This is a genomic window from Bacillus sp. HSf4, assembly GCF_029537375.1.
Lineage (GTDB): Bacteria > Bacillota > Bacilli > Bacillales > Bacillaceae > Bacillus > Bacillus sonorensis_A.
In genome coordinates this window covers 1203423-1224518 of record NZ_CP120679.1, presented here as the reverse complement: position 1 = coordinate 1224518, position 21096 = coordinate 1203423, and the positions used below count along the sequence as shown (strand labels likewise).

Sequence of the window (21096 nt, the reverse complement as noted above, 5' to 3'; positions counted from 1 at the left end):
CGGCTTCAAACGAACACTTTATAGTACCTGGTACTAGAACAAAGTGCTATAATAAAAACAACATGGCCCCCAGGAGGTAAAAGGCACTATGAAAACATTAAAGAAAGAAACCATCGGTACTTTATTAAAATCAGCCGCTGACAGGTTTCCGCATCATGAAGCGGTTGTGTATGCCGAACTCGGCTTGCGTTATTCGTATCGGGAGCTTGCTGAAGAAACCGCTATAATAGCAAAAGGCTTAATGGCGCTCGGTATTCAAAAAGGGGAGCATGTGGCCATCTGGGCAACGAACATTCCCGAATGGATCCTGCTTCAGTTCGCAACCGCGAGAATCGGCGCCGTGCTGGTGACCGTCAACACCAGCTATCAGGCGAGAGAGCTTGAATACTTATTGGATCATTCGGATTCCACCACCCTTTTTCTGATGGACGGCTATAAGGGCACATCATATATCGAGATGATTCAGTCGATCAAGAAGGACGGAAAACTGTCAAAGCTGACAAGGCTCGTCTATCTTGGAAAGGGAGAAACGCCGGAACATTTGATGCCGTTTGCCGACATCGCGAAAAAAGGCGAAACCGTTTCTGATGACGCTCTCTGGACCAGAGAACAGTCCCTCACACACGATGATGTCATCAACATGCAATATACGTCAGGAACGACAGGATTTCCAAAAGGTGTCATGCTGACACACCATAACATCGTCAACAATGCGGCGATTGTCGCTGAGAGAATGGGGCTTGGGAGCGAAGATCGATTGTGCATCCCCGTACCGCTCTTTCATTGTTTCGGCTGTGTGCTCAGCACGCTTGCTTGTGTGTCGGTCGGTGCGGCCATGCTGCCGATCATCGAATTTAAGCCTGAAACGGTTTTACAAACGGTCGAACAAGAAAGGTGCACGGGACTGCAGGGCGTGCCGACGATGTTTATCGCAGAGCTCACCCATCCCAACTTTGCAAAATATGACCTTTCTTCACTGCGAACCGGCATCATGGCGGGATCTCCGTGCCCGAAAGAAGTGATGAAGAAAGTGATGAAACAGATGAATATGACAGACATCACGATCGCATACGGACAGACGGAGTCATCGCCTGTGATTACACAGACGACCGTCACCGACACGATCGAACGCCGCGTCGAAACAGTCGGAAAGGTGCACCCGCATGTCGAGATGAAAATCATCGATCCTGATACGGGCGAAACGCTCGGGCCTGATCAGCAAGGCGAATTGTGCACAAGAGGGTATCTTGTCATGAAGGGATACTATAAGATGGATGAGGCGACAAACAAGGCGATTGATGAGGATGGCTGGCTTCACACCGGCGATCTCGCCGAAATGGACCGGGATGGTTATGTCAGAATCACCGGCCGTTTAAAAGATATGATTGTCCGCGGCGGGGAAAATATTTATCCGCGGGAAATTGAAGAGTTCCTTTATGGACACGAAGATATCGTCGATGTTCAGGTCGTCGGCGTCCCCGATGAAAAATACGGAGAAAAAACGGCGGCCTTTATCAAGTGCAAACCGGGCAAAACGCTGACGCTTGAAGACGTGAGGACATTTTGCAAAGGGCAGCTTTCCTATTATAAAATTCCTGAATACGTATTTCTGATTGATGAATATCCGCTGACGGCTTCGGGAAAAGTGCAAAAATACATTTTAAGAGACCGCGCCCAAGCGTTATTGGCAGGGGCGGCAACAATATAGGACATCAAAAAGCCGAACATACCGTGATAAAGGATGTTCGGCTTTTTTACACATGTTTAAAACACTTTTTTGCGATCCCGCTCTTCTTTTAAAATTTCGACTGCTTCACGGAAGCGCTGCGAGTGAACGATTTCCCTTTCTCTTAAAAACGCCAGCCCGTCGTTTAAATCGGGATCATCAGACATATCGATCAGCCACTGATACGTCGCCCTCGCTTTTTCTTCCGCCGCGATGTCTTCATATAAATCGGCAATCGGATCTCCTTTTGCCTGGATATATGTAGCTGTGAACGGAACACCGGCCGCATTGTGATAAAACAGGGCTTTGTCATGATCAGCGTAATGAGCGCCGAGCCCGGCTTCCTTCAGCTGTTCCGGTGTCGCGTCTTTTGTTAATTTGTATACCATTGTCGCGATCATTTCCAAATGGGCGAATTCTTCAGTGCCGATATCTGTGAGGAGGCCGACGACTTTGTCAGGAATGCTGTAGCGCTGGTTCAAATAACGCAGCGCTGCCGCCAATTCACCGTCCGCTCCGCCGTACTGTTCAATTAAATATTTTGCAAGCCTTGGGTTGCATTCCCTCACTCTCACGGGGTATTGCAGTTTTTTCTCATACAGCCACATGAACCTGACTCCCTTCCTTCTTTAAACTTGCCATGGCCAAGGACTTCGTTTCCAGCTCCAATATGATTCCGTCTGATCGGGACTTCCCTGTGTGAGCGGTCCGAACCTTGATTCAAACGCCGCTTTCAGCTTTCTGGCATACCGGGCGTACTGATTGTATTGCTGGATCGCATCCGTATCATCAGGATGTGTGTCAAGGTACAGCATCAACTCGATCAGGACAAAGTCGACGGCCTGAATCTCATGAAGCTTTTGATAGTAGTCTTCCGATAATGAGTTCTTCACCCCCCTGACCTCCCATCTTCATACGGATTCTCATAATGATCATAGAAAACGGGCCAAAGCGTCCCTCTTTTTAAAGCCTCCATCGGCGAAAACTGCGGGAGACCGCGGGGCTGGAAGCCTAAATACAGATTGGGAGGGGTTCTGTAATACCTTTTGCCAAGCGGCGGACACGGGTCAAAAGGGCCGCGGAACGGGACGTATGATTTGACCTTGGTGAATGATTCCTTCGAATGTTTCACATCGGTTCACCTCTATTTGTGATGGAATCTAATTCAATGTATTCAAATCGGCTGTCTGATATGTTTTGCCAAGCTCGGTTTTTCAGTGATCAGCTTTTCTTATCAATCTTTTAAATAAATTCGTATTTTACCAATCACTAAAATTATATTATAGTTATATATAGAAAATACTTTACCTAGTGAACAAAATCATATCGCAGCATACAGGAAGAAGGGTTTTAATTTGAGGGAACAACATGAATTCCTTCGGGATCTTTTATTGATATTGATCAGCAGCCTTGGGGGATTTCTTCTCTCATTGACCGGGATGACGATCGGCTGGATGGTCGGCACGATGGCCGCTGCCTCATGTTTATCCTTACTTCGGCCGGACCCGCTGAAAACAGCGATCAGACCAAATGGAATTGCTAAAGGATGGCTCAATTTAGGGCAAATGCTATTGGGAATAGAGCTTGGCCAAAAAATCAACATGTCTGTGATGTCAATTTTCAAGGAAAATTGGCTGATCGTCAGTGTCATGCTGCTCCTTTCCGTTGTTTTCGCAATGCTTTCCGGATTTGTCTTATGGAGATTCAGCAAGGCGGATATGCTGACGAGTTTTGTAGGGACGGCTCCGGGCGGCCTTTCCGCCATGCCCGGAATCGCCCAGGAAGTGGGAGCGAATACGGCAATCGTCAGCCTCGTCCAGATGATACGGGTGCTTTTGGTTGTGATGACGATCCCCTTTTTCGTTTTTTTCATTAATTCAAAACAGCCCGCGTCTCAGGGCACCGTTCATCAGATTGCCGCAGGCGGAACCTCGGCATTTGCACCATCCCACATCATCTGGACGGCGCTTTTGGTTCTGGCCGCGTTTTGGGCATGCAAAGCATTAAGAGTGTTAAGGTTTCCGGCGCCCTGGCTGCTCGGAAGCATGATTTCCGCAGCCGTGGTGCAGATCGCCTGTGGTCCATTGACCGGATTCACCCCGACGGCATGGTGGCCCCACGGTTTTTCTGTGCTGTCACAAGTTTGCCTCGGAGCAACGATCGGGTCCAAGATCAAAAAAGAGATGTTTATCGGCGCCAGGCAGACGCTCATCGTTGCGCTTGCCGGCTCTGTCGGCCTGATCATCGCCATGATCTTAAGCGCCGCCGTGACCGCAAAGGCTGCGGGCATTTCCCTAACGACAGCCATCTTGGCGTTTGCTCCGGGAGGAATCGCGGAGATGGCGACGACTTCCGTTTCCCTCCATGCCGATTCGACTTTTGTTGTGGCCGTCCAAGTGTTAAGAGTCGTGCTCGTTATTGCGATGCTGCCGCCGTTTTTTCGCCTTTTGCACCAAAGATCGGAAAAATCGGCGCATCCGCATATGAAAAAAGCCAGAGCCGAAGGCTGATCCTTCTGCTCTGGCTTTTTTATTCCCCTATTGAAATGCAGGGAGCCATTCGCCATGTGCTTCTATCAGTTCATCACACATCTTGACGATGTCATCCATCGACAATTCCGCCGATGTATGCGGATCAAGCAATGCAGCTTGGTATATGTGCTCTTTCTTTTTCGTGATGGCTGCTTCTATCGTCAAAAGCTGTGTATTGATATTGGTCCGGTTTAAAGCGGCCAGCTGTTCGGGCAGTTCTCCGGCAATACATGGGGTAATTCGGTTCCGCTCGGCCACACAGGTGACTTCAACAACGGCTTTTTCCGGAAGGTTTGTGATCAGTCCCCGATTCAGCACATTTCCGCCGAATGTGAAAGGCTGATTCGTTTCGATCGCTTCGATGATTCGCGATCCGTATTCCTTTGACCGATCATGCGTCAAATGCTGGTTGCCAACGATTTCATCGCGCATGTCTTCCCAGTTTTGGATCTGCTCTTCACACCTTCTCAAATACTCATCAATCGGAATATTCAGCCCCTCGATCAGTTCGGGATACCGGCTTTTAATGAAATAAGGGTGGTATTCAGCGTTGTGTTCGGAGGATTCAGTCACATAGTAGCCGAATTTATCCATCAGTTCAAACCTGACCATATCATGATGCTTTGTTTTCTGCTTTTCTTTCGCCCTTTTTTTAATTTCCGGATATAAATCTCTGCCATCCCTTTTCACTTCCAACAACCAGGCCATATGATTGATGCCGGCGATTTTTTCCTCGATTCCTTGATGTTCCATACCGAGCGTCTCAAAGAGGTCTTGCGTGCACACCTGGACACTGTGGCAAAGGCCGACCGTTTTCACACCGGTATAGCGAAGCAACGCCCCTGTCAAAGAAGCCATCGGATTTGAGTAATTTAAAAACCATGCGTCGCCTGCAACGCTTTCGATATCCTTTGCCATATCCAATAAAACGGGAATTGTGCGAAGCGCTCTGAAAATCCCGCCGATTCCGACCGTATCTCCGATCGTCTGCTTGAGCCCGTATTTCTTCGGAATCGCAAAATCGATAACCGTGCTCGGTTTATACCCGCCGACCTGAATCGCATTGATGATATATTTCGCTCCCTGCAAGGCTTTTTTCCGATCATCATACGCGCGGATCGAAATGCTTTCATTATAGCGATTTTTCAAGTGTTCAAGCATCTCCTTCGATTCTTTCAGACGCTTCGGATCGATGTCGTATAAAGCAAATTCAAATCCTTCAAGCGCCGGAACCATCAGACAGTCCCCCAATACATTTTTCGCAAAAATGGTGCTCCCCGCTCCGATAAAAGCGATTTTAGACATTCACATCTTCCTTCCTGTCTTCAATTTTGCTCAGCCTTTCAGTGCTCCTGATGACAATCCCTTGATAAAGTATTTTTGCAGAAACAAAAATAGAATGGTCATTGGCAGCATCGCCATCAGTGAAGCAGCGGCCACCAGATGCAGATTGTTCGCGTTTTGCCCAAAGAAGCCGGCGATCGCCACCGTCAGCGTCTGCACTTCTTTATCCTGCAGGAAAAAAATCGAAAATTGATAATCGTTCCAAATGAAAACACACGCAATAATGCAGATTGTCGCCGTCACCGGCTTCAGCAAAGGAAAAACGATTTTGAAGAAGATCCCGGCTGTGCTCGCTCCGTCCATCCTGGCCGCTTCTTCAAGCTCCTGCGGGATGGTAGAGCGGATAAAACCGGCGTATAAAAAAATCGTCAAAGGCATGTAGGCCGCGGTATTATTCAATATCGCAATCTCATACGTGTTCAGCATGCCGAGCTCAACCACCATCTTGTATAAAGGAACCATGGAGGTCAGCGGCGGGATAATCATGATCGCAATAAATAAGAAATAAACGGCCTGGTTCAGTTTCGTCCGGCGCCTTGCAAGCGGGTAGGCGGCCAGTGAACCGAGCAAGACCAATAGAACAGCGGAGACACATGTAATCACAGCGGTGTTGTAGAATGCATTGGCCAGACCGGCTTTTTCCCAAGCCTCCGTAAAATTGGCAAGGCTGAATTCGCCGGGAAACTTCCATTTCGAGCTGAAATCCCCCTTTTCCTTAAGCGCTGTCGTCAGCAGAATATAGAAAGGAACAAGGTGAAAAACGGTAATGATAACAGAGAGCCCCGTCCATACAGCCCGTCTCTTTTTGTACGAACAATTCACCTATGCTTCCACCTCCTTGCGTTTAAAATAAATAAGGGCGCTGAAGCTGATCAACAGAATCATCGCCGCCATCAGCACGCCTTGTGCGGCTGCATACCCGGCATCCTGTCTCTTAAAATACAAATCATACATAAACGTCGACATCGATTGTGATGCATTTCCCGGCCCCCCGCCGGTGAGCGCCAAAATGACATCAAACAGCTTTAACCCGCCGATGATGTTGATCACCATGTTAATCGTCACAGACGGCATCAACAGCGGCAGCGTAATTTTCCAAAACTGCTGAAAAGCGCTTGCTCCGTCGATCTGCGCCGCTTCATAACAATCTTTTGGAATGCTTCCAAGCCCTGCTAAATAGATGACCATCGCAATTCCGACAAATTGATAGGAATTGACGAAAACAATAATCCAGGGGTTGATCTCCGGACTGCTCAAAACATTGACAGGTCCTGTGCCAAACAGCTTGAGCAGATCATTCAATGCCCCGCCTTCATAAGAGAAGAAAAAATACCAGATGTATCCCATAATCAGCGGGCTGATGATGACCGGCAGATAAACAACCGTTCTTGTCACCGCTTTCATTTTAATGCTTTGAAACAGAAGAAGAGCGTAGAGAAGTCCGATGACGTTTTGCCAAATCGTGCTGCCCAAGCCGTACAGCAGTGTATTTCTGACGACAAGCCATGTTGCGGGGTCGAAAAGCATCCGTTTATATTGGCCAAAACCGATCCAGTCATAGGTTTGCGAAAAGCCGTTCCAGTTCGTAAATGTGATTTTGATTCCGTTTAGAAACGGGTAGATCATAAAGACTGACACAAGCAGCAAAGCGGGAAAATACATCCACCATAACGGGATGCTGACTTTTAATAAAGATTTCCTCTTCCTTTTTGCCATCGCAAGGTTTTTTTCTTTAGCTAATTCGCTCATCATGTCCCCCCTTCTATTTTTCACTGTTTCTTCAATCTGCTGTATTCCTCTTTTTCCGACACTTGCTTCGGTGTCAGCGTGCCGGCCAGCAGCTCCTGTCCGGTCGTCCCCATCACGTCCCACATTCCGCTCGGCAGATAGACACGGTCAAAATAGGGCTCGGTTTTAATATCCCGATACTGCTCATAATACTTGGCATAGTCGTTTTCAGCTTGTGTGTTGGTTAAAGCTTGAGGAAATGAAGTGGCTTCAGCGATCATTTTCACATATTTGGGCTGTGCGGCAAATTCGATAAACCGCTTCGCTTCATCGAGATGTTCAGAATCTTTCCAGGCGGCAACCGTGTGGCGTTCTCCTCCGATCCAGCTCGGTTTGTCACCTTCATGTACGGCCGGTGTCGGGATGACGCCCAATTGGATATCTGGATTCACCTCTTTCGTATCAGCCCCGATCGATGTCACCGACAGTGTAAAGGCGATTTTTCCCTGCACCATCAATTCAACCAGCTGTGAGGATTTTGCCGTCAAAATATCTTGATTGATCAGTTGTTTGTCCTGCATTTTTTTGAATGTATCCGCCAGCAGGGTGTATTTCGACCAGTCGAATGTCCCTTCCAGCAGGGCTTTTTCTTCATTGTGGTGTTGATCTGTGATGAGCAGTGGTGTAGCAAGCTGATCATAAAACTGGGCCAGGGCACCTTTATCAGAACCGGCGAACCAAAAAGGAATGACATCGCCGCCGCTTTTTTCTTTGACTGCCTCCAGCGCCTTCAACAGTTCGTCAAGTGTCTCCGGAGGCTTGATATTGTATTTCTTGAGAAGGTCTGCGTTATAGACGATACCGTCTTTCGCCTGATTAAATGGATAGGCGTATACTTTGCCGTCCTCGTCCTTTAAAATCGGATCAAGGTTGGGATCAAGCTGTTTGACCCAGTCCATATCCTTTAAGTCGGCCGTATATTCGCCGTAGCGGATTTTCGCCCATCCATGGGTGTCGAACAAGTCGGGCATATCATTCGCCGCCATTTTGACGCGCAGCATATTTTCGTAGTCGGCCCCCGGGAAATTGATATCAACCTTAACCCCCTTATTCTCTTTTTCAAAATCATCGGCAAGTCTTCTGAGGGCCTTTTTTTCACTGTCATTTGTCATTGTTGAAAACATGGTCAAGGTGATGTCGCCGTCTTGCTTCCCAGCGGTTTTTCCGGAACAGCCGGCTGCCAAAGAGGCCAATAAAAAAAGGAGAGTAAAAGAGAAAATCAACTTTTTCATCATTTCACCTCAGCTTATGATTTTTGAATGCCGCAAAACATATCTTCACTAAAGTTTAGTGAACAAATTGGAATCACCTCCTTTTAGGCTTATTCAACTTAGTCAATCTCTTCTGCCGGATCCGCAGCTCTCACGGATGATGAGCTCTGAGGGGACCGTCACTTGCAGCGGCAGACTTCTGCCGCTGATCCGGTCCAGCAGCAGTTTGACACCGGTTCGCCCCATTTCTTCCGTATGGACCTTCACGGTCGAAAGAGGCGGATTTGCAAATTCGGCTGCTTCAATGCCGTTAAAGCTGACGAGCGCGACATCCTCCGGAACCTTGATACCTGATTCCCGCAAGGCTCTTAATGTGCCGATCGCCATCGAATCGCTGGCGATAAAGAAAGCTTCAGGCACATGTTTTGCAAGAAGCGCCTGTTTCATCAGCTCGTAGCCTTGCTGCATCGTATATTCTCCGATATAGACATTGTCCGCATTCTCCGCACCCGCCATCTCCAAAAATGTTGTCAGCCGCTTGTCTTCAATTTCAACCGTTTCTGTCTTTTGATCGCTGATTCTAAAATGTTCCTTCTCCCGTCCGCCGATATAGCCGATCCGCTTGCAACCGAGCGATTTCAGATGATTTACCGCCCTGGCCGCCGCTTTCTGAAAATCGACGACGACGGAGTCGTGCTGTTCTTCACTGTCAGTATGATTAATATAAACGACCTTTGCCGCCTCACCGACGATTTGCCTCAATCCGGCAAAATTGATTCTGCCGATCACGATCAAGCCGTCGACATCGCCGACAGGCTGGCTGGAGCGGATGCTGCTGAGTTGAATGAACTTCGTAATAAAGACTCCTTTTTCAAAACACTCGCTTTCAATCCCCTGTCTGATCGAATAAAAATACGGATCATTCAATTCCTCTTCCTGCGTCTGGCAGACGACGATGCCGATCCGCGGGCTTCCTCCTTCGGCTGCTGGAGCCTGCTCATCGCGGCGTTTCCTGGAGTTCTTGTATCCGAGCTGATGGGCAATATCCAAAATCCGCTGCCTTGTTTCAGGTGCTACCGACAGTGTTTGATCATGATTCAGCACTCTGGAAACGGTTGTGCTTGATACTTTTGCTTGAAGCGCTATATCCTTAATGGTTGCCATGTTCATCCCCGCCTGTCTATAGAATCCATATTCACTAAAAGTTTACTAAAAATATCGTAACAGACAGAGAAAACGTTTTCAATATTAAAAATATTTAGATTTTAATTAGCAGTAAAATACACCCGGCTTAACCGGGTGCTTTTACTGAATATAACGGCCGATGAGTGACAGAAGGTTTTTTTTGCTGTTCCATCCGCAATGATCCTTCTCCCATTTTCACCGGCCGCTGATTCGTTATGTTCAGCCACGCGTAAAATACAGTAAACATGCAAAAAATCCGCCTTGATCTCCAAGACGGATTTTCCCCCGCGCTTTTATCCGACCATCTTTTCGGCAACATGCATGCCTCCTGCTTCAGCATGATGTTCAGCCATAAACCATCCTGAACATAGAGCAACACCGATTGCGGTCACAATGAAAAGCTTTTTCATGACATTCCCTCCACTTTTTTCATCTCTTCTTCTGCTTTAATGGCTTCCAAAAAGAAATAGGCGGCCTCTTTATAAAGAGACTTTTGCCTGTAGACATTGGCCGTTAAGAGTGAAAGTTCGCGCACACTGTCATACTGCTTTGATTTGAATAAGACCTCGAGACAGTTTTTGCAGTCATCGATCGCCTTCTCACCACCTCCTGCATAGGTTGCATAGAGAATATCGATTTTCGCGTCAAATATATCATTCTGCATGCCTTTCGACCTTTCCTTCCCCTCTTCGTAAAAAGCGACGGCCCGGTCATGCTCCCCTATTTTAAACAGTTCCTTAATCATTAAAAATACAGCGTTGAAATAATAGTCTGAAGCGGCATATGCGCGATCGGCCAATACGGTTTCCAGAAAGCTGATGCTCTTTTCTGACTGATCCATCGCTGCATATAGAAGACCGAAATTATGCAAAAGCTGCATTTCTTTGAAATGGTCACCGGCGGCTCTTGCCGTATTGATGGCCTCGGTTAAATATTCTTCCGCTTCTTTATACTTTCCCATTTCCGTATAATTGCCCGCCATCGTGATATATGTAGAGACAAGATTCAAATGATGGTCTTCATAACATCTAAATATCTCCATCGCTTGCCGTGTATGATTTAATGAAACGATATTCTGCCCCAGGTAATAGTAAAGTTTTCCGACTTTGTCGTGGAATTGCGCCACTTCGATTTGATCATGGACATTGGCAAGCTTTTTTTCAGCGATCTTGTAAAAACTGATCGCCTCTTCGTAATTTTTTTTATACACTTCGTATGCTCCCGAAAACAGGTAGTAGTAATACGAAGTCATATGTGATGCAGCGCTGTCGCCGTTTGTTAAATCCTCTTGCTGCTCAATCTTTTCTCCCCTCGTATCATACAGCATGATTTTATGTCTCAGCTCCAGCAAGGAATAGTAGATTAAAACCTCCTGATCCTCCGCCATCTCTGCCAGCATCGGTTTGATTTCTTCAAATAAGCGGATCGACTGTTCCGTATCATTTCTTCTGATGGCGCGGTACCATGAGTTGAGGGTATTGGCGACTTCTTCCGCGGCGATCTTGTTCATTTGGAGCTCCTTTCTTCCAGTCTTCTATTTTTTTGTATTTTTCTTTATTCATATCATACTATAATTTCCCCTTTAGCATTAGTTCATTTTTCACACTTTGCCAATTTCACCTCTCTATTCTCAATTCATTTCTGTTACTTTCAGGTCTTTTGACTCTAATCAACATGAAAATAAGGGTCTGTTGACGCATCAAAAAACACCCTTGCCTTCAGGTATCCAAAAGAGCTTATGCAGGCATAGTTAAGGCGCCTGTTGATGTATGATAGTGTTTCCCCATTCCATAGATGTGCACATCTCCGTTTCCTCCGGCTGAACTGGAGCCTCAAGTTTTTTCCCTGCGCTCCCAGCTCTAAGTGCACAGCCTTATCAAGCGTAATTTTGCCTCATCCCGCTTTGCGCTTTTTTCATCCTTTTATTTTAGAAATGCGCGCTTTCTTAGCTTTGAAAAATCAAAAATGCTCCGATATATAAAGAAAACGCCGCACAAATCAGGAGGAGAGCTGAATGAAAAAGATTGGAAAAACCGCGCTTTCCGGCGTATTGTTTTTTAGCTTCTTCGCGATGACACCGCATGTTCAAGCAGAAGGCCGTGACAAAGAAAAAGAGGTTATCGTCGTCTATAAAAACAACAGCGGCAAAGAAGCGGTCATGGAGCAGGCCGATTCAGTCGAACACGTTTACCGCAAGCTTCCCGCAGCAGCCGTCACCGCTGATGAAAAAACGGTGCGCAAATTGGAACATGACCCGGATGTGCTGTATGTCGAAAACAATGCTCCGGTTAAGGCTGCCGACGCTACAGCATTCAAAGCCGTTTCCAGCGGAACAGAGCAAAACACCGGCTCATTTGCGCAATGGAATATCAAGCCGATTCAAGCTGACCTTGCCTGGCACAAAGGTTTAACCGGAAAACATGTGAGAACCGCAGTTCTAGACAGCGGCATTTCACCTCATGATGAGCTGTCAATCGCCGGCGGAGTCTCAATGGTGGACTATACCGCTTCATACCGTGATGACAACGGCCATGGCACACATGTTGCCGGAATTATCGGTGCGAAGCATAACGGCTTTGGAATCGACGGCATCGCCCCCGGCGCTGAGCTGTATGCGGTAAAAGTGCTTGATAAAACCGGCTCAGGCGATCTTAAAAGCATATTAAAAGCCATCGACTGGTCGATCCAGCACAACATCGACATCATCAATATGAGCCTTGTCGTATCAGGTGACAGCCAAATTTTGCACGATGCCGCAGACCGGGCCTACAAAAAAGGCATCCTTCTTGTGGCGGCCAGCGGCAATGACGGAAACAAAACATCCGTCTATTATCCGGCGGCCTACAGCAGTGTGATTGCCGTTTCAGCTACAAATGAAAAGAATCAGCTCGCATCGTTTTCCAATACAGGTGCGGCCGTCGAGTTTTCCGCTCCGGGAACATCCATTATCAGCACATATGTAAACCGCAAATACGCGAGCTCAAGTGGAACTTCCCAAGCCGTTCCGCACGTTGCGGGCATGTTCGCTCTGTTAAAACAGATGTATCCGGCGAGTACAAATAGCGAGCTCCGCAGAAAAATGCAGTTTTTCACGAGCGATTTAGGCGCACCGGGTCGCGATTCGCTGTTTGGCTACGGGCTGATCCGTTTTAAAGAGGCGGACGCTCAATTGGAAAAAGCGCAGAAAGCCGTCGCAAAAGCGGAAAAGAGCAAGAAAAGAGCCGACATCGACAAGGCGCAAAACACGATCAATCCGCTCCCTGCGAACGTTGACAAAACCAATTTGCGCAAAAGGCTGAACAGCGTGGAAAATCAGCTCAAAAAAACGGCCGAAAGCAAAGTAAAGCTCGCTGAAAAACAGAAAAAGAAAGCCCATGCCGACGCCGCCCAAACAGCGGTCAATGAGCTCGACAAAGGGCCTGTCAAAACAAACTTGCAAAAACGGATCAATGCGGTCCGCTCAAACTTGCTTACAACCGCCCGGAATGCCGTTGCCAGAGCGGAAAAAACAGCGAGCGACACAAAGATCAGCAAAGCGCAAAAAGCGATCAATGAACTGCTTGCTGGGAATGATAAAACAAAGCTGCAAAAACGGCTGGACAACGTAAAAAAGAAAGCCGCCGCATACACACAAAAAGTGAAAACAGCAAAAGCCAAAGTCAAAACGGCTGAACAAAGAAGAACGAAAAAAACAAAATCAGCCGCACAATCAGCGGTCAACAAGCTGAAAGCATCGGCTGAAAAAACGAAACTGCAAAAACGGCTGAACGCGATTAAGCTGAAGTAAGACGAAAAAACCTTTAAGGAGCCGCCTTAAAGGTTTTTCATCTGTCTGAATTTTCACTTCTCATCGATTTTTTCCGCGACAATACCGACAATGTCCTTATCTGATACAAAGCCGAAATGGCGGCTGTCATTGCTGTGGATTCTGTTGTCTCCGAGCACGAAGTAATGGTTTGCCGGAATTTTCTCCTCTCCCGTCACTTCCTTGAGCGTAAAATCCCCGGTCAGGTCTCCGCCTGCCGTAACAGCTTTCAAGTCGTCCAGATAGGGCTCTTTGATCTTTTTTTCATTAATGTAAAGCTGATCATCTTCATATCTGAGCGTTTCTCCGGGAAGTCCGATGACCCGTTTGATGAATATATCTTTTTCAGGTCCTTTAAACAGCACGATATCAAACCTGCCGATCGTTTGAAAATGATGGGCGAACCGGTTGATCAAAAGCTTGTTGCCCTCCTGAAACGTTGGGTTCATGCTGACTCCCTCGACCTTATACTCAATAAAGACGGCATTTTTCACCTGAATTCCAATGATGATGAAAAGGACTCCGGCTATGACCCAAAAACGTTTTTTCAATACTATGTCCCCCTAGTCATTCTCTCTCTGGCTGAATTTCACATTCAGACGATGTTCAACCCGTTTTCCGGCGTACCATAAAATCAAAATCACGATCATGACCCCGGCTGTTCTTAAAGGCTGTGTAAACAGCGCCTTCAGGTCATGGCCAACGAAGCTCACCATAAAAATCATCACGGACTTTCCGCACAGCACCGCAAGCGAAAAGGGCAGCAGGCTGATTCTCGAAAGCCCGGCCACAACATTCACCGCGGCAGAAGGTGTGAACGGAAAACAGAGCAGCAGAAACAAAGGACCGAAGCCCCGTTTTTCCACCCAGATCATCAGCTTTTTCACAGACGGATGCCTGCGGATAAATCCAAGAGCTTTTTGCTGGCCGAAATGGCGGATGAAGAGGAAAACGGCGATCGAGCCCGCAGATGCTCCGATCCAAGTCAAGATGAATCCCTGCCATAAACCGAACGAATTGACATTGGCAACCACAAACACAATCAGCGGCAAAAACGGAAGAAGCGCTTCAATGAACGGCAGCAGTATGGCAACAAAAGGACCAAAAGCCCGATAGCTCTGAAAAAAGTCTGCTAAATTCTCTTCTGTAAAATAACTAAAAAATTGCTCCACCATTTATTCTCCTCGAGACGGTTGTCTACTTCTATTCTACACGTTAACAGAAAAACTTTAAATCATCTGTCTTCAGCAGTTTCTGTATTAGTCTGATTCAACCATAACATTTTAGTCATTTTTTCCCGTTCTTGAAAAAAGAACAGCTTTTCGTGTAAAATAAAAACAAGAACAAACGTTCCTAACACAAGAAAGAGGAGAAATGCCATGACAAGAATTCCCGCCGACATCAGGGACACGATTGAAAAGGCGATTTACCTTCCGATGGCCATCAGCATATTAAATCGGGATTTCAGCATCATCCAGCAGGGGCCGTTCAAGCTGAAAGATCCTTATCTGCGCCTGATTGAGCAGGCGCTGAAGCTGGCTCAGCGCGATTTACACGATGTCAAAAACGATTTGCGAAAACGAAACGTCAAAGTTCATGAAGTGTCCCGGGACGAAGCGTTTACGATGTATTCCTTCATCTATGAAGGATACGAGGAGGAGCACAATTACTTCAACCCCCGCATTCGCAATCAGGTCGCCGCGCTTTTGGAGCACTATTTATTCGCGGCTGAACCCGGTCAGTAGCGCTTTTTCAGCTCTCTGAGGATGAACTCGTAGATCAGCTGGTTTCGGTCTTCTTTCGGATAAAGCATAAATTCCTGCTTTTTCTGCATGGCTCCGCCTTCAATCCTGTCCTGAAATTTGGTTCTCAGCCATGCCGTTCGGTAAACCTGATTCTCGAAAGATGTGATGGACACGGGCAGCTCCAACGTTTCCCCGTTCACAAACGTGACGCATGTATTGTCATATTTCGCCGCGCAAAATTCGTGAACATGTGCATGGGAAAGCCACCCGCACTGAGGCCTCGTTGAGGAGAATGTGGGAAAAAGAAAAATGTTGTTTGAATGGTCCACCATGATCGGCGGCTTGTGGGAAACCTTAATCACTTCATACGTGCCGGCTTTTCTTCCGGCATAGCTTGAGCCGAAATAACGGCAGCTTCTTTCTATGATTTGAAAAGGTCTCATATTGACCCTGAATGTCCTTTCGGTTTCAAGTACTTTTGAAGCGGGTATTTCCCCCTCTCCCAGAGGCAGAACGGCCATTGTCGAACGGTTTACTTCATACGAATCCATTGTCATATCCTCTGTGCTCATCAGCATGATCCTCCTAAACATTAGTAAATTTATACTATTAATCTAACATTATCCTCTAAAAAACGACAGGATTTTTTCCAATTAATTTGAAAATATGTTTTTACAATTCCATTTTTATTTTTTATTCTGCCAAACTTGCTTTTTTGTGTCCGAATTTACAAACTTTTATTATCATAAAACATGCTTACTCAAATAATTTTCTAAAAATTATAAATACTTATTGATTTTTTGATGTGTAATCCATATACTATAAAAAAGGCATCAGGGGGAATCTTTATGAAAGAGAAAAAATCGTACGCTGAGCTCATGAAGTCCCGCAACACCCAAAAGGTAAAAGAACTTGATGTAACCATCATGGATATCTACATCCAAATGGTCCTTGATGAATCGTTGTTTAAACGTCGGTTGAACATGCTGAAAGAGAAGATCGACGAGGCATTAGACAAAGGAGACGAACAATCTTTCCTTGAACTTTCAAGAGAATATACAGCGTTGACATTACACGCATAACAGCCAATCCCGCCAGGATTGGCTTTTTTATGGAAAAAAGGTCAAGTGCGTCCGCATTGACCTTTTTATCCGTTTATAATGGTTCCGCCGTTGACATGAAGAACCTGACCGGTCATGTAAGAGGAATCATCACTGGCCAAAAACAGATAGCTCGGCGCTACCTCAACCGGCTGTCCCGGGCGCCCCATCGGCGTCGTCGAACCGAACACCTCGACTTCCCTTTCGGTAAATGTCGACGGAATGAGCGGCGTCCAAATCGGTCCCGGAGCAACCCCGTTGACGCGGATGCCCTGATCAACGAGCGACAATGCGAGAGAACGGGTAAATGATGTAATCGCCCCTTTTGTCGACGAATAATCGATCAGCCTTTCATTTCCGGCATACGCCGTAATAGACGTCGTATTGATAATCGAGCTGCCTTTTTTCAAATGGGGCAGGACGGCTTTTGTCAAATAAAACATCGAAAAAATATTCGTTTGAAACGTCCTGATCAGCTGATGGCTTGTGATTTTGTCGATTCCCTTCTGCGGATGCTGTTCAGCCGCATTATTGACCAAAATATCGATCGTCGGAAACGCTTCTTTCGCCTGACGGACGACCTCATTGCAAAAGGCTTCGTCCCCGATGTCTCCGGCAATCAGTAAACACCCGACACCTTCTTGTTCGACATAGCCTTTTGTTTCCTCTGCATCACGGTGCTCATTGAAATAAACGATGACCACATTTGCGCCTTCCTTTGCAAACAAAACGGACACCGCCCGGCCGATTCCGCTGTCTCCCCCAGTAATGATCGCGGTTTTCCCAGCAAGTTTTTTGGCCGGTTTCGGGCGGTCAAAAACAGGGCGGGGATTCATCAAATACTCCAGCCCGGGCTGCTGGGTCTGGTGCTGGGGAGGCAGTACTTTTTTCGGCTGTTTACTCAAAACAATTCCTCCTTCACATCAATGTAACCTTACTATTTTATGAACTATATCATGTTTTATCCAATTCATTTTCATGCATGAATGTTTTGTAATTGGAAAATTTAAGAACAACTTAAATTTTGGAGGGACCCCTTGTGAATCAAGAAAAACTGCCGGACTCACCCGAATCGTTTTGGAGAGACAGCACAGTGTTTCCCGAATTTCCGTGCCTCTCAGAAGATGTGAAAACAGATGTCGCAATCATCGGGGGCGGGATGACCGGAATCACAACGGCTTATATGCTGACAAAAAAAGGGTATAGCGTCGTTTTGATTGATGCAGACCGCATATTGAATGGAACGACGGGACATACGACGGCGAAAATCACCGCCCAGCACGACCTGATTTATGATGAGCTGATCAACCATATCGGAATGCCGAATGCCAGGGTCTATTATGAAGCAAATCTCCAGGCGCTTTCATACATTAAAAACCTTGTGCTTGAGCAGAACATCCCCTGTGATTTTGAAGAACAAGACGCCTGCATTTATACGACGGAAGAGCAATCGGCAGAAAAAATCAAAAAAGAGTATGAGGCTTACAAAAAGCTCGGAATCGACCGCGATTTCATCAAAGACCTTCCCGTCGCCATCGATATTAAGGCCGGTCTTGTCATGAAAAATCAAGCCCAGTTTCATCCGCTTTATTACTTAAAACATCTTGTCGAGAACATCCAGCAAGCCGGGGGAAAAATTTTTGAAAACACGGCCGCCAAGGAAATCAAAGAAGGCGACCGCCCAAAAGTGCTGACCAGAAGCGGACAGCAGATCTTCAGCGACTATGTCGTGTGCTGCACGCATTTTCCGTTTCATGATAAAAAAGGCTTCTATTTTGCAAGGCTTGAGCCGAGCCGCTCCTACGTCCTGGCTGTCAAACCTAAACAACCGTACCCGGGCGGCATGTATTTAAGCATTGACCAGCCTTCCCGCTCCCTGCGTTCGGTTGTGATCGGCGGCGAGAAAATGGTTCTCGTCGGCGGCGAAAGCCATAAAACCGGCCAGGGAAAAGACACAATCGAACATTATCAGGCATTGGAATCATTTGCAGAAGGTGTTCTCGGCATCGAAGACATCCCCTACCGCTGGTCGACACAGGATTTAATCAGCCTTGATAAAATCCCTTATATCGGGCCGATTTATCCGAAGGAAAAGCGGATTCTTGTCGCAACAGGATTTAAGAAGTGGGGCATGACGTCAAGCACGCTCGCCGCGCAAATCATGACCGACCATATCACAAACGAAAGCAATCCTTATCAGGAGGTCTTTACACCTGCCCGTTTTCATCCTGATCCGGGCATAAAAAAAGCGATGTCCTACAACGCGGATGTCGCAAAGCATTTTGTTGAAGGAAAGCTCGAACAGCCGATCCGGAAGCCGGAAGACCTCGCCCCCGGAGAAGGAGCGGTCGTGGCGATCGGCGGCAAGCGGGCCGGCGCCTATCGCGATGACTACGGACAGCTTCATACGGTCGATACGACCTGCACCCACATGGGCTGCGAGGTCGAATGGAATGACGGGGAACGGACATGGGACTGCCCGTGCCACGGGTCAAGGTTTTCCATCAGCGGCGATGTCATTGAAGGACCGGCTGTTCTGCCGTTAAAGCCCTCTGAAAGCAATACCTAAGCTTAAAAAACGGAAAAAAAAGCCGATAAGAAAATAAAGCGGGATATTTTCAAAAAACCGGTAATTTCATTGCCGTTTACAGGGGGATACGATTGTGTTATTCAAAAAGGACAGAAAAACGGAAGGATCATTATTTGCTGGTACAAGCGATGATCAAACGAGTCGCATCAGGCTTAAACAGCACGCGGAATTTAAAAAACAGCTGGCCATGGTTAATTTAACAGATGAAGACCTTTGGGTGCTGAGCAAGCTGAAACCCTTGATTTCAGAACATATAGAGACGATCGTCAGCCGGTTCTATCAAAACCTTGAACATGAAAGCTCGCTGATGGAGATCATTCATGAAAACAGCTCTGTCGACCGCTTAAAAAAGACATTATCCATTCATATACAGGAAATGTTTTCAGGCGTGATTGACGAGGCATTTTTAGAAAAAAGAATTCGGATCGCACATGTTCATTTGAAGATCGGTCTTTTGCCAAAGTGGTATTTGGCCGCTTTCCAAGACATTCTTTTATCACTGCTCAAGATATTTGAAAACGGCTTAAACAATGAAGACTATCAACGGGCCGTCACGGCGGCGACAAAGATTCTCAACATTGAACAGCAGATCGTTCTGGAAGCCTTTGAAGATGAGCACGCGAGACTCCGCGCACAGGAAGAAAACAGAAAAACCGAACTTCACAAGCAAATCAAAGAGACCTCCGGCTCATTAGCCGCCTTATTTGCAGAAACGACAGGCGCGGTGCAGGAACTGGTCGATAAATCAGCAGAAATCGTCGAGACGTCCAGAGCGGGTACGAAGACGGCCGTATCTGTGGAGGAAAAATCGATCGGCGGCAAAAAAGAGCTCGAGGAGCAGGAACAGCAGCTGAATCAAATGGGGAGCAGCATGACCCAAATTGAGTGTGAAATCAAAAAACTGGAAGAAATCGCCCGGCAAATCGAAAAGATTTTTGGGATTGTGACAGGCATCGCCGAACAAACGAATTTGCTGTCTCTCAACGCCTCGATCGAATCGGCGAGAGCCGGGGAGCATGGCAAAGGATTCGCGGTTGTCGCAAACGAAGTCAGAAAGCTTTCCGACGACACGAAAAAAACGGTCTCAACCGTCTCCGAGCTCGTCAATAATACAAACGCCCAAATCGGCATCGTGACCAAACACATTACAGATGTGAATCAGCTTGTTAATGAAAGCAAGAATAAAATGTCAGAGATCAATCACCTGTTCGACGATATTGTCAGCAGTATGAAAACTAGCAAAAACCATAGCGGGCAAATCGAAGGCGATTTGCAGGCCTTTTTAAGCGGACTAGAGGAAGTCAATGGAGCCGTATCCCAAGTCGCTTCTTCAGTTGACGCTCTCGTTGAACTGACAAAAAAATAACCCTTCACACTACACAGGTCATGACATGATCTGTGTTTTTTCCGCCCCTTTATGTAAACCTATAAAATATTATAGTTGACATTACAAAAGTCTCAATGATAATTTGATTCTATTCATATATTTGAAAGGAATCGAAGTCTACTATGCATGTAAAAGATATGGTTTTCATTTCACTTAGCACGGCGATTATGGCGGTTCTCGGTTTTTTTCCCCCGGTCATGCTGCCGTTTACACCCGTCCCGATCACAATGCAGACGATCGGTGTCATGCTTAGCGGCGGCATCAACAAACCGAAAAACGCCGGGCTCAGTCTCATCGTCTTTTTGCTGCTTGTTGCAAGCGGTATGCCGATTCTTGCGGGAGGCCGGGGCGGAATCGGTGTCTTTACAAGTCCGAGCGCAGGCTTCCTGCTGGCCTATCCCGCCGCAGCTTTCTTCATCGCTTTAGCCGTCGGGAGGCTGTCTGTTCTGCATTTCAGACACCTTTTTTTGATTCACCTTTTATTTGGCATTCTCTTTATCTATGCAGTTGGCGTACCTGTTCAGGCCTTTCTGATGAACATTTCTCTTCAAAAAGCGCTGACGTTCTGCCTGGTCTATGTTCCCGGTGATCTGTTAAAGTCGGCCATTGCGGCTTATCTCGTGCTAAAATTAAGAAAAGCGATGCAGATCAAGAGACAAGGAATATAGTTTGGAGGAATTTCAC

At 46.8% G+C, this 21096-nt stretch carries 22 protein-coding genes and 1 pseudogene; 9 read left to right on the top strand and 14 right to left on the bottom strand.

The features are described 5' to 3' along the window. Nucleotides 1-88 precede the first annotated feature (88 nt). Entirely contained in the window at nt 89-1708 is a 1620-nt protein-coding gene (locus P3X63_RS06245; RefSeq protein WP_277692606.1) for an AMP-binding protein, read from the top strand. A gap of 56 nt (nt 1709-1764) precedes the next feature. On the opposite strand, the gene P3X63_RS06240 is transcribed toward P3X63_RS06245, so the two are convergent. From P3X63_RS06240 to P3X63_RS06230, 3 genes are read right to left on the bottom strand one after another with little or no spacing between them, the layout of a single operon-like run. Next, on the bottom strand, nt 1765-2334 hold the full coding sequence (locus tag P3X63_RS06240) for a manganese catalase family protein (protein WP_026586320.1): 570 nt from the start codon (nt 2332-2334) through the stop codon (nt 1765-1767). Between the two features lie 21 nt (nt 2335-2355). After that, entirely contained in the window at nt 2356-2619 is a 264-nt protein-coding gene (locus tag P3X63_RS06235; protein ID WP_026586319.1) for a spore coat protein CotJB, read from the bottom strand. After that, nucleotides 2616-2858, bottom strand: a complete 243-nt coding sequence (locus P3X63_RS06230; protein ID WP_026586318.1) for a spore coat associated protein CotJA — start codon at nt 2856-2858, stop codon at nt 2616-2618. The genes P3X63_RS06235 and P3X63_RS06230 overlap by 4 nt, the downstream gene beginning before the upstream one ends. Nucleotides 2859-3081: 223 nt before the next feature. Here P3X63_RS06230 and P3X63_RS06225 point away from each other — a divergent pair, with 223 nt between their 5' ends. Next, nucleotides 3082-4236, top strand: coding sequence for an AbrB family transcriptional regulator (locus P3X63_RS06225; protein ID WP_026586317.1), 1155 nt, complete (start codon nt 3082-3084; stop codon nt 4234-4236). Between the two features lie 27 nt (nt 4237-4263). On the opposite strand, the gene melA is transcribed toward P3X63_RS06225, so the two are convergent. From melA to P3X63_RS06190, 7 genes are all read right to left on the bottom strand, one after another. Next, entirely contained in the window at nt 4264-5562 is a 1299-nt protein-coding gene (gene melA / locus P3X63_RS06220) for an alpha-glucosidase/alpha-galactosidase (protein WP_277692605.1), read from the bottom strand. Nucleotides 5563-5592: 30 nt separating this feature from the next. After that, entirely contained in the window at nt 5593-6372 is a 780-nt protein-coding gene (locus P3X63_RS06215) for a carbohydrate ABC transporter permease (protein ID WP_409445083.1), read from the bottom strand. Between the two features lie 51 nt (nt 6373-6423). Continuing rightward, nucleotides 6424-7350 (bottom strand): carbohydrate ABC transporter permease, encoded by a 927-nt coding sequence (locus tag P3X63_RS06210; RefSeq protein WP_277692895.1) that lies wholly within the window; start codon nt 7348-7350, stop codon nt 6424-6426. 20 nt (nt 7351-7370) lie between these two features. After that, entirely contained in the window at nt 7371-8621 is a 1251-nt protein-coding gene (locus P3X63_RS06205) for an ABC transporter substrate-binding protein (RefSeq protein ID WP_277692894.1), read from the bottom strand. A gap of 102 nt (nt 8622-8723) precedes the next feature. After that, nucleotides 8724-9764 (bottom strand): LacI family DNA-binding transcriptional regulator, encoded by a 1041-nt coding sequence (locus P3X63_RS06200; RefSeq protein WP_277692604.1) that lies wholly within the window; start codon nt 9762-9764, stop codon nt 8724-8726. A gap of 314 nt (nt 9765-10078) precedes the next feature. Next, entirely contained in the window at nt 10079-10195 is a 117-nt protein-coding gene (locus P3X63_RS06195) for a hypothetical protein (RefSeq protein ID WP_026586310.1), read from the bottom strand. Beyond that, entirely contained in the window at nt 10192-11295 is a 1104-nt protein-coding gene (locus P3X63_RS06190; protein ID WP_026586309.1) for a Rap family tetratricopeptide repeat protein, read from the bottom strand. Before P3X63_RS06190 ends, P3X63_RS06195 begins: the two co-directional genes overlap by 4 nt. A 504-nt stretch (nt 11296-11799) precedes the next feature. Here P3X63_RS06190 and P3X63_RS06185 point away from each other — a divergent pair. Further along, complete coding sequence (locus tag P3X63_RS06185) at nt 11800-13572, top strand: S8 family peptidase (protein ID WP_277692603.1); 1773 nt, start codon at nt 11800-11802, stop codon at nt 13570-13572. A gap of 53 nt (nt 13573-13625) precedes the next feature. Here P3X63_RS06185 and lepB read toward each other — a convergent pair whose 3' ends face one another. Both lepB and P3X63_RS06175 read right to left on the bottom strand, forming a co-directional pair. After that, on the bottom strand, nt 13626-14141 hold the full coding sequence (lepB, locus tag P3X63_RS06180) for a signal peptidase I (RefSeq protein ID WP_026586307.1): 516 nt from the start codon (nt 14139-14141) through the stop codon (nt 13626-13628). 12 nt (nt 14142-14153) lie between these two features. Further along, the gene (locus P3X63_RS06175) at nt 14154-14765 is read right to left on the bottom strand and encodes a TVP38/TMEM64 family protein (RefSeq protein WP_035427984.1); all 612 of its coding nucleotides are present in this window, start codon (nt 14763-14765) and stop codon (nt 14154-14156) included. Nucleotides 14766-14969: 204 nt separating this feature from the next. Here P3X63_RS06175 and P3X63_RS06170 point away from each other — a divergent pair, with 204 nt between their 5' ends. Further along, nucleotides 14970-15335 (top strand): YhjD family protein, encoded by a 366-nt coding sequence (locus P3X63_RS06170; protein WP_026586305.1) that lies wholly within the window; start codon nt 14970-14972, stop codon nt 15333-15335. On the opposite strand, the gene P3X63_RS06165 is transcribed toward P3X63_RS06170, so the two are convergent. Further along, the gene (locus tag P3X63_RS06165; RefSeq protein ID WP_026586304.1) at nt 15329-15907 is read right to left on the bottom strand and encodes a competence protein ComK; all 579 of its coding nucleotides are present in this window, start codon (nt 15905-15907) and stop codon (nt 15329-15331) included. The genes P3X63_RS06170 and P3X63_RS06165 overlap by 7 nt on opposite strands. A 276-nt stretch (nt 15908-16183) precedes the next feature. Here P3X63_RS06165 and P3X63_RS06160 point away from each other — a divergent pair, with 276 nt between their 5' ends. Further along, on the top strand, nt 16184-16417 hold the full coding sequence (locus P3X63_RS06160; RefSeq protein WP_026586303.1) for an IDEAL domain-containing protein: 234 nt from the start codon (nt 16184-16186) through the stop codon (nt 16415-16417). Nucleotides 16418-16482: 65 nt separating this feature from the next. Here P3X63_RS06160 and P3X63_RS06155 read toward each other — a convergent pair whose 3' ends face one another. Beyond that, on the bottom strand, nt 16483-17340 hold the full coding sequence (locus tag P3X63_RS06155) for an SDR family oxidoreductase (RefSeq protein WP_026586302.1): 858 nt from the start codon (nt 17338-17340) through the stop codon (nt 16483-16485). 134 nt (nt 17341-17474) lie between these two features. Between P3X63_RS06155 and P3X63_RS06150 the strand changes: the two genes are divergently transcribed. From P3X63_RS06150 to P3X63_RS06140, 4 genes and pseudogenes are all read left to right on the top strand, one after another. Further along, nucleotides 17475-19004: an FAD-dependent oxidoreductase gene (locus tag P3X63_RS06150; protein WP_277692602.1), complete on the top strand. Its 1530-nt coding sequence runs from the start codon at nt 17475-17477 to the stop codon at nt 19002-19004. A gap of 94 nt (nt 19005-19098) precedes the next feature. Then, nucleotides 19099-19632 (top strand): annotated as a pseudogene (locus P3X63_RS22820) (protoglobin family protein); the annotation flags it as partial. Between the two features lie 252 nt (nt 19633-19884). Further along, nucleotides 19885-20391 carry a methyl-accepting chemotaxis protein gene (locus P3X63_RS22815; RefSeq protein ID WP_409446677.1) on the top strand — a complete coding sequence of 169 codons (507 nt, stop codon included), beginning with the start codon at nt 19885-19887 and terminating at the stop codon, nt 20389-20391. A 143-nt stretch (nt 20392-20534) separates the two neighbouring features. After that, complete coding sequence (locus P3X63_RS06140; protein WP_077737092.1) at nt 20535-21080, top strand: biotin transporter BioY; 546 nt, start codon at nt 20535-20537, stop codon at nt 21078-21080. The last annotated feature ends 16 nt before the right edge of the window (nt 21081-21096 follow it).